Source organism: Anabaena sp. 54 (assembly GCF_017355725.1).
In the GTDB taxonomy this organism is placed as follows: Bacteria; Cyanobacteriota; Cyanobacteriia; order Cyanobacteriales; family Nostocaceae; genus Dolichospermum; species Dolichospermum heterosporum.
This window is the reverse complement of record NZ_JAAVWA010000002.1, coordinates 63,555-77,213: the sequence shown is the minus strand read 5'-3', so window position 1 is coordinate 77,213 and position 13,659 is coordinate 63,555. Positions and strand designations below refer to the sequence as shown.

At 37.6% G+C, this 13,659-nt stretch carries 15 protein-coding genes; 9 read left to right on the top strand and 6 right to left on the bottom strand.

Translation table 11 applies throughout. The features are described 5' to 3' along the window. Nucleotides 1-8: 8 nt before the first annotated feature. The 3 genes from HEQ36_RS02840 to HEQ36_RS02830 form a co-directional block, all read right to left on the bottom strand. The gene (locus HEQ36_RS02840; RefSeq protein WP_168637193.1) at nucleotides 9-638 is read right to left on the bottom strand and encodes a signal transduction histidine kinase (STHK), LytS; all 630 of its coding nucleotides are present in this window, start codon (nucleotides 636-638) and stop codon (nucleotides 9-11) included. Between the two features lie 106 nt (nucleotides 639-744). Then, the gene (locus tag HEQ36_RS02835; protein WP_053538306.1) at nucleotides 745-927 is read right to left on the bottom strand and encodes a CsbD family protein; all 183 of its coding nucleotides are present in this window, start codon (nucleotides 925-927) and stop codon (nucleotides 745-747) included. Nucleotides 928-970: 43 nt separating this feature from the next. Then, nucleotides 971-1,873 carry a DUF2382 domain-containing protein gene (locus HEQ36_RS02830; RefSeq protein ID WP_053541200.1) on the bottom strand — a complete coding sequence of 301 codons (903 nt, stop codon included), beginning with the start codon at nucleotides 1,871-1,873 and terminating at the stop codon, nucleotides 971-973. Between the two features lie 526 nt (nucleotides 1,874-2,399). On the opposite strand from HEQ36_RS02830, the gene HEQ36_RS02825 reads away from it, so the two are divergent. From HEQ36_RS02825 to HEQ36_RS02810, 4 genes are all read left to right on the top strand, one after another. Next, nucleotides 2,400-3,086 (top strand): hypothetical protein, encoded by a 687-nt coding sequence (locus tag HEQ36_RS02825; protein WP_168637192.1) that lies wholly within the window; start codon nucleotides 2,400-2,402, stop codon nucleotides 3,084-3,086. A 197-nt stretch (nucleotides 3,087-3,283) separates the two neighbouring features. After that, complete coding sequence (locus HEQ36_RS02820; protein WP_168637191.1) at nucleotides 3,284-5,035, top strand: ABC transporter ATP-binding protein; 1,752 nt, start codon at nucleotides 3,284-3,286, stop codon at nucleotides 5,033-5,035. 66 nt (nucleotides 5,036-5,101) lie between these two features. Then, nucleotides 5,102-5,773 (top strand): HupE/UreJ family protein, encoded by a 672-nt coding sequence (locus HEQ36_RS02815; RefSeq protein ID WP_168637190.1) that lies wholly within the window; start codon nucleotides 5,102-5,104, stop codon nucleotides 5,771-5,773. Nucleotides 5,774-5,952: 179 nt separating this feature from the next. Then, complete coding sequence (locus HEQ36_RS02810; RefSeq protein ID WP_172891230.1) at nucleotides 5,953-6,246, top strand: hypothetical protein; 294 nt, start codon at nucleotides 5,953-5,955, stop codon at nucleotides 6,244-6,246. A 155-nt stretch (nucleotides 6,247-6,401) separates the two neighbouring features. Here HEQ36_RS02810 and surE read toward each other — a convergent pair whose 3' ends face one another. Then, the gene (gene surE / locus HEQ36_RS02805) at nucleotides 6,402-7,082 is read right to left on the bottom strand and encodes a 5'/3'-nucleotidase SurE (protein ID WP_168637189.1); all 681 of its coding nucleotides are present in this window, start codon (nucleotides 7,080-7,082) and stop codon (nucleotides 6,402-6,404) included. 192 nt (nucleotides 7,083-7,274) lie between these two features. Between surE and HEQ36_RS02800 the strand changes: the two genes are divergently transcribed. Beyond that, nucleotides 7,275-7,703: a hypothetical protein gene (locus HEQ36_RS02800; RefSeq protein WP_168637188.1), complete on the top strand. Its 429-nt coding sequence runs from the start codon at nucleotides 7,275-7,277 to the stop codon at nucleotides 7,701-7,703. A gap of 89 nt (nucleotides 7,704-7,792) precedes the next feature. Next, nucleotides 7,793-8,653 (top strand): DUF2357 domain-containing protein, encoded by an 861-nt coding sequence (locus HEQ36_RS02795; protein WP_290706669.1) that lies wholly within the window; start codon nucleotides 7,793-7,795, stop codon nucleotides 8,651-8,653. Nucleotides 8,654-8,809: 156 nt separating this feature from the next. Here HEQ36_RS02795 and HEQ36_RS02790 read toward each other — a convergent pair whose 3' ends face one another. After that, nucleotides 8,810-9,265: an IS982 family transposase gene (locus tag HEQ36_RS02790; protein ID WP_290706666.1), complete on the bottom strand. Its 456-nt coding sequence runs from the start codon at nucleotides 9,263-9,265 to the stop codon at nucleotides 8,810-8,812. Between the two features lie 122 nt (nucleotides 9,266-9,387). Here HEQ36_RS02790 and HEQ36_RS02785 point away from each other — a divergent pair, with 122 nt between their 5' ends. Further along, nucleotides 9,388-10,221 carry a hypothetical protein gene (locus HEQ36_RS02785; protein WP_168637186.1) on the top strand — a complete coding sequence of 278 codons (834 nt, stop codon included), beginning with the start codon at nucleotides 9,388-9,390 and terminating at the stop codon, nucleotides 10,219-10,221. Nucleotides 10,222-10,468: 247 nt separating this feature from the next. Continuing rightward, nucleotides 10,469-10,945 (top strand): Uma2 family endonuclease, encoded by a 477-nt coding sequence (locus HEQ36_RS02780; RefSeq protein ID WP_027401921.1) that lies wholly within the window; start codon nucleotides 10,469-10,471, stop codon nucleotides 10,943-10,945. Nucleotides 10,946-10,968: 23 nt separating this feature from the next. Here the strand turns inward: HEQ36_RS02780 and HEQ36_RS02775 are convergent, their stop codons facing one another. Next, the gene (locus HEQ36_RS02775; protein WP_168637185.1) at nucleotides 10,969-12,561 is read right to left on the bottom strand and encodes a S8 family serine peptidase; all 1,593 of its coding nucleotides are present in this window, start codon (nucleotides 12,559-12,561) and stop codon (nucleotides 10,969-10,971) included. 117 nt (nucleotides 12,562-12,678) lie between these two features. On the opposite strand from HEQ36_RS02775, the gene rpe reads away from it, so the two are divergent. Further along, nucleotides 12,679-13,386, top strand: coding sequence for a ribulose-phosphate 3-epimerase (gene rpe / locus HEQ36_RS02770; protein WP_168637184.1), 708 nt, complete (start codon nucleotides 12,679-12,681; stop codon nucleotides 13,384-13,386). Nucleotides 13,387-13,659: the final 273 nt, after the last annotated feature.

Sequence of the window (13,659 nt, the reverse complement as noted above, 5' to 3'; positions counted from 1 at the left end):
AATCCCTTTTACACACGCGAGACAACAGGATTAGCAGAACGGCTAATGGTTGGACTATTGTAAACTTCCCATTCACGCATTCCCTTGTGTTTGAAAATGGTTTCTGCTCTCAGGATTTCCGCTTCTGTGCCATCTACAATTACTAAATAATCTCCGTCAACTACATAATCGTGATACACTTGCGCCCGATGTTCAGGGATTCCTAAACCTACTAAACTACCAATTAACCCACCAACTGCCGCTCCGATAGCTCCACCGGCTATAGTAGTAGCGATCGCTGTAGCTGCTGCTCCGGCTAACATAATTGGACCAATCCCCGGAATTGCTAGAGTTCCTAACCCAATTAGTAACCCTGTCAACCCCCCAACCGCTCCTCCTGCCTCGACTCCAGTTTTCGCACCTTCCTCTACACGAGTGGTTTCATGAGTGGTTTCATGGCCGATTTCACGGGTTTCTGTTGGTTCTTGAACTCGTGTTTCACCAATTTGGTATCGCTGATTTAGATCTTCATCATGTTTAGCAATCACAGATACCCGATTCATGTCAAATCCGTTATCTCGCAGTTCATTTAGAGCATCTTCTACTTCTTCGTGACTAGAAAATACTCCTACTGCTCGTTTATTATTAATCAAGGTCATTTTTTTATCCTCTTAAAAAGGGAATAAGTGGCAGGTAACAAGGTAATTAAGAATTAGTTTGTAAGATCAAAAAAAGCCTTATTTCCCCCGCCCCTGCCTGGTTAATCTACTCAATAATTTCTTTGGCTTGATCCTTCACATCTTCAACTCCGTGGCGAACTTTGGCTTCTGCTTGTTTTGCCTTGCCTTCTGCTTGAGTTTTTGGATCTCCGGTTAAATCACCTACTGCTTCTTGAACCTTACCTTCAATGTTTTTGGCAGTTGCCTTAGCTCTATTTTTCATACTCATAATCCACTCCTAATGGAAAATTTACTACTGCGAAATCTGGGTTTTATCTTCTTTCCACATTCGGATGTTCTTGGGTATTAACATCCAATTCTTCTCGGCGCAGAGTTTCTTCCGCTTCAATAGTTTCGTGATCTACAACTTTATCAACTCTGACTTCTTCTCGTAAGAAAGCTTCTTTATGAATATCCGCAGTTTCTTCATAAAGTTCTATTCGACTCACTTCTGTCGTCCCAAAGCTGTCGCTACCTAAAGCCACCGTTTCTCCCGCAGTTGTAGGAGTGACTCGTTCAATGACAATTCTTTCTTTATCTATGGGAACTGAAACCCGCGCTTTTTCTGTTTCTGTATGTTTCCCAACAATCACTTCTCCCGTTTTGGCGCGGACTTTGTTGGCAATTAATCGTTCTTGATATAGTTTGAAAGTTTGATGATCCTGATCATTCAAAGCATATAGAGCCGGATCTGCTTTATAGTCATAGGCAGCACTGCCGTTACCGGACTTTCTCGGTGGGGCTATGGGAGGGGCTACCATAGTAGCTCCCGCAGGTCGAGAACTGGCTGTATCTACAGAACCGGAACTTTCTAAGAATGCTTCGGAACGATACACTCCTCTGACTTGTTCTTCATAGTTATAATCAATTTCTTTGTGTTCGTTAAATTCGGGTAAATTCTCCGCTTGTTGTTTGGTCATTCCCACTGTATAAATCCGTTCAGAGGTATGATCAATGCGCGAACGACCAACTGGCAATAAAACTTTTTTCCCAAAAATCCACAAACCTAAATCAACAACAAAATAGCGAAAATGTCCTTGGTCATCTACTAAAATATCGCTGACTGTGCCAATTTTTTCATCTGCGGTTGCATAGACACCCATACCTTTGATATCTTTGCCTTCAAAACTTTCTCGATAATTCGGATCAAATTCTTTAATTTTCAAAAGAGGCATACTATTTCCATCTCCACTTTTTACGGATGTGGAACAGGTTGATAATTTTGCTCCTGTTCCAGTTTCACCATCAGTTGATGTCATCAAATACCAATTATTCTCAACATTAGAACCTGGTACAATTGGGTTATTAGTTTTTCTGCTCTGTTAGTTCTAATATGTATACATTAGTTATTTTTATGATTAAGACCGTCCATCAAAGGGTTGATTATGCTTGTATGTCAATAGACAGAGATTCTCAACCAAGTAAATGTGCAGAAAAGTTCAGATCCCCGACTTCTTGGAGAAGTCGGGGATCTAGGTGGGTTTAAAAGTGTATAAATTCGTTTATAGCCAAATAATCTAAAAATTTCTCTTGGGGAAAATCGCAAATAATACACTCGGTGTCAAAAAATTGCATTAAAATCACTACGGCGGTAATCTTTGGGTGTGAGTTTGAGGTATTTTTAAGTCAGCTTGACGATAAAATTAATCCACTTCCTGCGGTCTTTAGGCTTACTGCGCTAAAAAATTAGAGAGTTAATTTATGTTTCAGTTGTTAAGCCGGGTTTTGCTATGGCTCTTAATTGGTGTTGTAGCCTTTTCTTTGTTTCAAAGATTCTATCCATCAGTAACTTTTGTCGGCAGATTTGTTTTAGGGTTAGTCATTGTTGTTTTAGCTTTAGCATTTCTCAATCCCAATGAACCAGCATTGGCTTCATTGTGGCGATTTATCTCCTTCCCGCTCAAGCCCTTGGGTGCTTCGGTTTTAATGTTGTTTTTAGCTGCTCAAAAAATCAAAGGCGGTGGCATTGATAAACCGGGCGGTTTTTTATTAGGATGGGCGTTGACGGTTTTGCTTTTGTCCAGCACACCAGCGATCGCTTACTTCCTCGTTAGATCACCAGTTGCTACAGTTGAGGGGACGAACATAAATCACCAAACTCCCCCATCCGCCCTAGTCGCCTTTGGTTCAGCAAATCCTAATTTCACAATCTCAGATATTCAGCAAAATATCATCCCACCAATGGTAGAGATAAATTCTCCAACTATAGCCTTCAATAGTCTGACTGCGAATATCCCTTCCTATTTACTCCAAAATCCTCAAGCAATCAGCACCCGTGGGTTACGGGTAGAAGACTTTGTTCCTAATGCAGAAACCCTGCAACTTACTACCCAAGTATGGGAAAGTTATCTCAATCAGATTTATGTTTTCCTACGTGGCCGGACGTAGAAGAGGTAGGGGGTAGAGGGAGTAGGGGGAGTAGGGGGGTAGGGGGAGTAGGGGGGGTAGGGGGAGTGGGGGGAGTGGGGGGAGTAGGGGGAGTGGGGGGAGTGGGGGGAGTAGGGGAGAAATTTCGTTCGTTCGTTCTTTCTTCTTTCTTTCTGTTGACTATTCTTACAATACCAAAAAGTTAGATAATTGTTGGCATGGCCAAATCACACAGACTTGATAAAATCGCTGCTTATTTACGCCCCTATTGGCGCGAAACCGTTTTCGGTATTATTGCTTTATTAGTTGTCAATGGGCTGGGTGTATATATTCCTTTGTTAATCCGTTCAGGGGTAGATACTCTATCTAAGAGTTTTAGTTTTCGCCAAATCATCCATTATGTAGTCCTTATCGCCCTACTTAGTTCCGCTATGTGGATGATGCGAATGGCTTCTCGGATTTGGATATTTGGTGTGGGAAGACAGGTGGAATTTGACCTCAAACAGCGAATTTTTCAACACCTGCTGCAATTAGAACCTGCTTATTTTACGGTTAATACTCCGGGGGATTTAATTAGTCGCGCTACCAGTGATGTAGATAATATTCGACGGTTGGTAGGTTTTGCTGTATTAAGTTTGGCAAATACTTTTTTTGCCTATACTCTGACATTACCAGTGATGTTGTCTCTGAGTGCGGAACTGACATTGGCATCATTAGCAGTGTACCCGTTCATGTTTTTGATGGTGCATTTTTTTAGCGATCGCTTGCGTAACGAACAAACCGCAGTCCAAGAACAACTTGCAGAAATTAGTGAACTGGTACGGGAAGATATGAGCGGTATGGCACTGATTAAAATCTACGCCCAAGAAGACAATGAGCGTCAAGCATTTAGTCAGAAAAATGAACAGCTATTAACCGCTAACCTCAAACTAGCTAAAACGCGCAACACCCTATTTCCGCTCATTGGTGGGTTAGCAAGTCTCAGTTCTTTGATTATTATTTGGTTAGGTACAGCCAGAATATCCTCTGGAACTCTTGCCATTGGTGATTTTCTGGCTTTGCTAATTTATGTAGAGCGATTAATTTTCCCTACCGCTTTATTAGGATTCACCATTACTGCTTACCAACGGGGTGAAGTCAGTATTGACCGTTTAGAAACTATTCTCAGTGTGACTCCCAAAATTCAAGACACACCAGATAGTATTCATCTGGAGGTTAACAAACTCAAAGGGGAACTGACAGCAGTAAACTTTAGTTACACCTACCCCGGCGTAAATACCCCAGTTCTAGAACATCTTAATTTTAGGATTGCTCCTGGGGAAGTAGTAGCTATTGTTGGTCCGGTTGGTTCAGGAAAATCAACCTTAGCGAATGCTGTCCCCAGATTATTGGATATTCAGCCAGGACAGTTGTTTTTAGATGGGTTGGATGTGACAAAACTAGCTGTGAGTGATTTACGTGGTGCGATCGCCTACGTACCACAAGATAGCTTTTTATTCAGTACCACCGTCAAAAATAATATCCGTTATGGTGATCCTGTCTCCGCCGAAGAAGACGTAGTTTACGCCGCCAAAATGGCGCAAATTGACGCAGAAATTCAGAATTTCCCCCAACAGTATGAAACCTTAGTGGGTGAGCGAGGAATTACCCTTTCTGGTGGACAAAGACAACGCACAGCTTTAGCAAGAGCAATGTTAATTGATGCCCCCATCTTGCTGTTAGATGATGCCCTATCCAGTGTAGACAATCAAACCGCTACACAAATCCTCACCAATCTGGCTACAGGGACAAAAAGAAAAACCGTAATTTTTATTACTCACCAACTTGCTGCTGCTGCCACATCTGACCGAATTTTGGTCATGGAACAGGGGAAAATCGTTCAAACGGGTCATCACTCAGAACTGGTAGAACAGCCTGGACTTTATCAAAATTTGTGGAATCAACATCAAGTAGAAGAACTATTACATTGAGCCAAAATGGATTAATTTTTGTAATAATTAGCAGTAGTATTAATTACCAACCAGCATAATCTAAAGATGTCTAAAAATTCACAGTTAGTAGCTTCTGAGTCCAGTAACTTATTAACATCTAAACAGCAGCGTCTTTTAGGATCTATCGCCATTTTAGTCGTCATTAGTTTACTGACTTCAGCCGGTGGATCACCCATTGAACATAATGTTTCCAACATCTGGGAAGGTTTTATTTGGGGCATAGCCGATCCAGTGATTAGTTTAGACCGTTTTGCAGGGATTGTAGCATTAGGTTTATTTTCCGCTAGATTTACCCGTGGTAATTGGCTAAATATCACTTTTGTTATTGCTGCTATCTGTGGACAATTGATTAATTTATCTCCAGTGATCTTACCTGCACCAGCAATAGCGATCGCTATTTGTACCATTGCATTAGGAGTAATGTTAGTTACACCAATTCCTATTCATTGGTTAGCAATAGCTTTATTAAGTGCTACTGCTGGGATATTTCAAGGTTACTCCGATGCTACATCCATCATCGGTGCAGAAACATTAACTATGATTATCTTTGTAATTAGTGTTGCCTTCACTCAAACAGTAATTATCATGAGTGCCAGAAAAATAGGTGTAAATTTTGGCATCAATGAAATTAATCAAATCTTACCTAAAATCATCCGTTTTGCTGGTTTAGTATTCTGTGCAATTGGTATCGTATTTTTGGGCTACTCAATAATTTAACGTAGGAGTTAGGGAATAGGTATTGGGATTAGCACCGCTTGGCGGAAGTTAAAGGTCAAAACTAAGAGGAATGATGACAAATTACTTTATTTATTAATAATGCTGATTATGAAACTATTGAATGAATATTTAGGAATATTACTGTGATGATTTTTCCTCAAGATTGGAGCAGGCCAGAAATGATTGCAACTGGAATAGAAACAAGAATCAGTCGCTTAGAATCTATTGTTGAACAAATTGGAGACGCTGTACTCTCGACAACTGAGACAATTGAACGTCTTGCTCACAGAGTTGATGCTCTGAGTCTACAAATAGAAGCCCAAGGAAAACAAGTACAGCAGCAAGGTTATCAGATTTTTGCTTTATGTGACGCTGTGCAAAGTTTGGCTGACTCGCAGAAGGATTCTATGGAACAAATCACTCAATTGTCACAAACCTTAGATGGACTTGTATCCTTATTGCAAAATGAATAATGATGGAAGGAGTTCAGGAGTCAGGAGTTCAGGAGTATGGCTAACGCCACGCTATGCTATCAGGAGTTCAGGAGTTCAGGAGTCAGGAAGAGGGAAGAAGAAAGAAGAAAGAAGGAAGAAGAATTTAGAAGCTGAATTAGTAAGCCTTAATTACCTTAAACTCTTAACTTTGTCACCGCGATTTTTCCAGAAAAACATATATCAACATCACTATTAGGAGTCCGTTCTCGTTTACCATATTCTCCTGTATAGTAAAAATCATCACCTTCCATTCGGTAATTAACAGGTAAAGGTTTCGTACAAGGTTGACAAAATACCACTTCTGGATCTGCTTGTTGCGGTAACAGGTGCGGTAGATTGACATTCCAAAAACATCCAGGTTCTAGAGGAAGTTCCATCAAATCCTTTAATAATGCAGATGTCCATTTAACAGCCGTATCCCAATCATAATCACGTTTACCTTGACGATATTGAGAAACAGCAATTCCGGGAATCCCGTGCATAGCAGCCTCTCTGACAGCAGCCACAGTCCCAGAAATATACGCATCAACGCCTAAATTTCCACCAGCATTAATACCAGAAATCACATACTTGATATTTGGTGCAATATGTGAAATGGCAACTCGGATACAATCAGCAGGAGTGCCGGCGATCGCATATTCAAAATCAGAACGCCGTTGCAGATTAATCGGTTGACGGGTAGTAACTTGATGTCCACAGCCTGATTGATGGGATTGTGGTGCAGCAATAATTACCGACTTACCATTTACTGCTTTCAATAAAGCTGCAATACCCGGAGCGTCAATACCATCGTCATTGGTGATAATTATAGTCATATATGTAACTCATATTTGATTTTGAAATTTACGTAGGGGAATTGCCCACCGTAGGCGGGTTTCTGCGCTCAATTTCAGCTTACTACTAAATAAATGTAACGTAATTTCAGTAATTTTAACATATTTTTATTTCTAATTATGATTTAATGAAATTGGTTGAGTAGCTTAGATAAATATCGTTAAGGTGTGGAGATGAGACAGTTCTCAGACTGGATGATAGTTGGTGCTTTTACTTTTGGGGTTGGTATCACTGGTTCTTTTACAGGACAAGTCAGCGTGGGTTTGTTAGGAAGCACTACAGGAGCAATTATAGGTGCTGCTGTTGCTGGTAAATTACAGGATAAGAGACAAATTAATATAGTAAGTGAATTAGATAAGCTCAAAAAACTGGTAGCTACACAAGAGGAGTTAACAAAGTTAAATCAACAGTTGATAATTATTCAACCGAAAGTAGAAGCATTGCAAAAGGAGGAACAAGCACTAGCACCAATCAAAGGACAATACAAGCAAAAACAAGCAGAATTACAACAGGTTGATCAAAAATTAACGACTCTCAAGCAACAACAACAAGAATTAGAAAATCGCATTGCGGTAATTAACCAAGTCCGATCATTGTTTTAGAATCAGAGTTAGAGGAAAAGCAAATATTATCAGAAATATCTTGGTTAATTCCTATTACTGATAAAGTTTATGAATTTGGGTTTCCTTATTTGCAACCTCCTGATTTACAACATCCTAATTTTGAGTTAAAGTCTGTATTAACTTTAGATATTTTTGGACAGTCTTATCCTTTATCTGTTAGTGATGAAGTGTTAGATGTAGAGACTATCAAAAAAGAGCCAGAAATCCAAGCATGGAAAAATAGATTAGGTAAACGTTTAGATGAAACAACGGCTGAATTAATGCGGTTATTTATTGGAATGTTTACAGAAATATTGAGTAGCAAAAAAATAGGAAAGGTACAAGTTTTACTAACTGAATTAGCAGATAATTTAGAATTAGTAAATATTGAAGATGCAAATTTACCGATTGTTATTAGCTTAGACAGAAGATATCAATTGCGTCGTAAGCTAGAAGCAATAAGTGATAAATTGCGTCATCAACTGAGAAGACAAGCGGAATTGATGCCTGTGGGTAGAATTCAAGAAATAGATAGTTATTGTTTGCGGGATTATGTTCGCAGACCTGGATTAACTGCTGTAGAAAAAGCAGGTTCAAAGCAACAGTTAATGGGGATTCAACGCTATCAAGATTTTAACACACCTGAGAATAAGTTTCTAGTTTATTTTAGTCAGATTTTACATTTAAATTGTTTTCAATATGAAAGAAGTGGAGCAAGTCAATTTAAAGAGGAAATTATAAAAATCAGGTTAGTTATTGATTTATTTAAACAACAACCAATAGTTAAAACCATTCAGGATAGAAGCTATAAATTTACAAAACCAAATTATGTTCTACAACAAAATACCATTTACAGAAGTTTTTATGAGGCTTATTTAGAATACTTGAGAAGAAAGAATGAAAAAGAAAAATTATGGCCTTTTAGAAATGCTTTATTAGATGACACCTGAGTTCGATGTAAATAAAAAGTCTAAAAGTACGTAACAGCAACAGTTCTGTCAATAAGTATTGGTTATTGAGAATTAAAGCCCACGCCAAAAAGTTCTCAAAAAATTAATTTTTTGAAATGTATTTACTATTAGGTAATATTGATATTTAATTGGTAATTAAGCTAATAAAACTGGTAAGGTTTCAATTTCATTTTCATCAAATCTTAAAGAAGGTTTTTTAGGTTGCCAAGTATAAGCTATTATTGCAGCAACAACATTAACCATGAAATTAGTAACACTTCGATGTCGAGAATGAGCAAGTTGTGAAATATTTTTGAGTTGGTCATTAACAGTTTCAATTAAAGAGCGTTTTCGGAGCATTAATTTCTCCTCCAGGGACAAGAGCTTATTCCGCATATTTTTCTTGAAAGGAGTGATTAATTTGAGTCCATTAGACCAAAGTTCAAGCCAGAGTTTTTGAGAAATATATCCTTTGTCTCCAAATATTTTCCCAAATAAGTTCTTAGTCAAAGTGGGAACAGGTTTTCGGTCATCTGTATTTCCAGGAGTAATTTGAAACGCAAGTAAATATTCTACCTGAGCAAATAACCGCAAATCGTCAGCAAAAATCATTATCTCAAATTAAAAAGTTACAAACACACAGTAATTTTAAAAGTTTTATAACTTATTTAAATCATATTTCTCATAGATTAAATAAGATTAGCAATGAAAATTATACCCAAAACAACTATGATTTGCTAAGTAGAAGTATTAGAAATGCTATAGAAATAATAAAAACAAAAACAAAAACAAATCAAAATTCTGATTTACTACAGTTTATAGATATTTCATCAAATGAGCAAATTGTTAAGGAACTGATAACAGAATTAAATAATGCTAACCTTTCTAGAATGGTTGACATTATATATAACGTACTAACTTATAATCAGCATTTAAATAAAACATTAATAAATAATGCGATTATTTTAACTGGTAAATTATATCAGTTTTCTCAATATATATCTTCCAATAAATTATTTTCCGATTTGGAATTACAATTCAATAATGCCAGTAAAAATCCTAATCTATCAGGTCTATTAAATGAATATCTACAATGTCTAGCTAGACTAGCAATAAATGAAGAATTGCAACGTAAATATTTTAATTTATTTAATACTCAATATAATATAGAAAATAGCCAATATCTATGGGGTTATGGCAGGATTTTACTTTGGTATTATAATTTTAATTATTTTCATTCATCAGCTTCAGTTCTAAGTTATAAAGATAATTTTACGAAAATAATGAATTATTTGCTAACAAAAGATTCTATAATCTTTAAGGAACAATATAAACAAAATGCTTTTTTATCCCTAATTTATTTGTTGACTTTTTGCAAGCATGACTCAGGATTTTGTCAAAAAGATTCAACAGAATTTTTATTAGCAAAACAAGTTATTGGACATTTCAAGAAAGATAGAATTATTTTAAATACGGTCAGCAAAGAAACGCCCCTTAATTACTATTTCCAAGAAATGATTGAAGGACGTTCAACAGCGGATGGAATAGCAAATCTTCTCCAAGGTTAAATTGAAATTAATCTATAATTTTAAGCCTGCTATCAAACCAAATATATCACTTTCCACTCACAGTCCACCAAGCCAAAGCATAAGGTTGAGTAGGTTCATTAACTTGCTTCTTAAATGGTTCTTGTATATTCAACGATGACTTTGATGATTCACTACCTGATGAATTTTGGCTTGGTGAAACATGAGTTTTATTCCTTTGAAAAATCTGTTAAAATGATATTAATCTGATCAATCTAGGTAAATAATTATGAGATGGGAAGAAGTTTGTGAAAATAAACAATTACAAGATTTACCCTTCAAAATTGAATTAAATAAATGGGGACAAATTGTCATGAGTCCTGTAAAAATTAAACACTCTTTTTATCAAGGAAGAATCCAACGACTATTAGAATCTTTATTAAAAACTGGCGAAGTCATGCCAGAATGTGCAATCAATACATCAGACGGCGTTAAAGTTGCTGATGTCGTTTGGTGTTCAGATACAAGATTTGATCAAATTCAAGATGAAATATCAGCTTCCATAGCACCAGAAATTTGTATAGAAGTTAAATCTACGGGCAATACTATTGATGAAATGGAATTTAAGAAACAATTATATTTAGAAGCTCAAGCAATTGAAGTATGGTTATGTAATGAACAAGGTGAAATCAGGTTCTATAATCAACAAGGTGAATTAGAAAACTCTTTGTTAGTTCCTGACTTTCCTCAACAAATTAAACGCTAATCTGCTGAACTTTGTTGTATCTATCACCTTTCACCTACAGTCCACCAAGCTAAAGCATAAGGTTGAGTAGCTTCATTCACCTGCTTCTTGAATTGCACCCGAATCTTATAGTTACCATTAGTAGGAACTGGACAAAAAATATGTTCCACACTATCAACTTCACTCACAGAATCACAAACCACAACTTCATTATTTTTCCCATTTTCCTTAACTAAATAGACATCAAGATTATTTAATCCTTTATCTATAAATGTTTCCCCTATATCATATTCCTGATTATTATCTTTATCATTCAACTCCACCAAACGATCCCAACTTAAAGTAATAGCCACAAAACTATTTTGTTTCAAACTCTTTTGCAAAGCATATTCTTTAGAAGAATTAGCATTAACAGTACCATAATCCCAACCAATATGCGGAACTGGTGTATTAGGTTTCCATTCACCACCATTCAACTGTTGATAAGCTCGAAAAGCATTTAAATGACCTGCTCCCATTTGAGCATCCAGGGGAATTTTGGAATTTTTGTAAGCATTAGAAACTAACCAATCTTGATTTTGTTTATCAATTAAAGTCCTCGTCATTCCCAACCGTAAACCATCACCACTATCTTGAATCTTGTCCGCAGAATTAAGTAATATTGCTTTCATGACTTGATGACGACGAGCATCAATAGTCCAATTTGCTTGTTTAATTCGTAACTGTCTATCCACAAATTCCTGTAATAATGCCACAGTAGCCGTGACTTGTGGTGCAGCAAAACTCGTACCTGTAGATTTATTTAACTTACCATCAGGATTAAGTAAAGGAATATTCGTCCCAGGTGCAACTAAACTAATTGCACTTCTTCCCCCAATATTAAATTCTTTCCCAGCCAACCGATTTTCTATACCTTGATTAATACTCGCCAAATTAGAAACGTGAACTTTATTAAAAATTCCCTTGCGTTCTGAAGAAAAAGCCACATTAATTGCGTTAAAATTATCTGTAGGAATAGGAATCCCGCCTTTGCCTTGATTACCAGCAATGGAATAGACAACATCATGAACACGGCTAGACCAGTCAATACATAATGTTAGTAAAGCATTACCATCTAACATAGCTTCTGGTCGAGGATCACGTTCAAGAGGTTCACCAAAACTAAAATTAATCGCCCGCACATCACCACCATTTTGTAATGCAATATGTTGTGCTGATAAACACTCCTCTGGTTGACCGATTTTTTTTGTAGATCCGACAGCAGAAGAATACAGTCTGGCGTTTGGTGCGACACCAGGAAAAGCCTTATCTTGACTCACCATCACGCCAGAAACATTATAAGCATGAGGATCAACACCAACATTTGATTTAGCCGGGACGTTGCGTGAAAACACTGCAAATGGAGATACAGCCCGATTTTTAGATACGGCTTTATCCCAGCCAAACATCCCCGGACGACCAATTTCTACTTGACCAATGGCAATTTTCCGCCCAGTCAAATTATAAGGAGCTTGATGTAGCTTCAGCGCATCAATACCATTAGCACCTAAAAAATTTGCCAACTTCACCCCAGCACAGACGGGTAAAGTCAAGCAAGAAAAACCTACACTCCAAAAAAGTAGCCAATTTTTACTCATATTTTTAGGGAACAGGGAAAAGTTTTCTGAAAAATTTGAATTTTGAATTAATTTTTAATAATTTCTCCATATTTTGTTACAATGCCTACAGACGAAGACGCTTAAAACCCACTAGCCATGACCCAAAATTCATCTCAAAAGCCTATAGTTATCGCTCCATCTATCCTATCAGCAGATTTTAGCCGTCTGGGTGACGATATTCGCGCCGTAGACAAAGCGGGAGCAGATTGGATTCACGTTGATGTAATGGATGGACGTTTTGTCCCTAATATTACAATAGGTCCTCTGATTGTGGAGGCGATTCGTCCAGTTACAACCAAACCACTGGATGTCCACTTGATGATTGTGGAACCAGAAAAGTATGTAGAAGGTTTTGCTAAAGCCGGTGCTGATATTATTTCTATCCACGCAGAACACAACGCATCTCCTCACCTGCACCGCACTCTTGGACAAATCAGAGAACTCGGTAAGAAAGCTGGAGTTGTACTCAATCCGGGTACACCTTTGGAGTTAATTGAATACGTCCTAGAATTGTGCGATTTAGTGCTAATTATGAGCGTTAACCCCGGTTTTGGTGGTCAAAGCTTCATTCCTAGCGTAGTTCCTAAAATCCGCAAGTTGCGTCAAATGTGCGATGAACGCGGTTTAGATCCTTGGATTGAAGTTGACGGGGGACTAAAAGCTAATAATACTTGGCAAGTTTTGGAAGCTGGCGCTAATGCTATTGTAGCGGGTTCGGCTGTGTTCAATGCTCCTGATTATGCTGAGGCGATTACCAATATCCGTAACAGTAAGCGTCCGACTCCAGAATTAGCTGCTGTTTAATTTGATACTTGTGATTAAGTAAGACTCAGATCCCCGACTTCTTTGAGAAGTCGGGGATCTATTTTTAACGAATTGACAGAGTTTTAGATTAACTAATCAAGCAATCAGGTGTCAGATTGAAGGTTAGGCAGTGGCCGCAAATCGCACAACCAAAACAATCAACCTTGAATCTTGAACGTATACTGAGAGGGAAAATCGCGTTAAATAAGGGTTTTATCTGAAATTCTGTTCAGAAATCAAATAAGAGTCCTATCGTATGCCGAACTATTAATT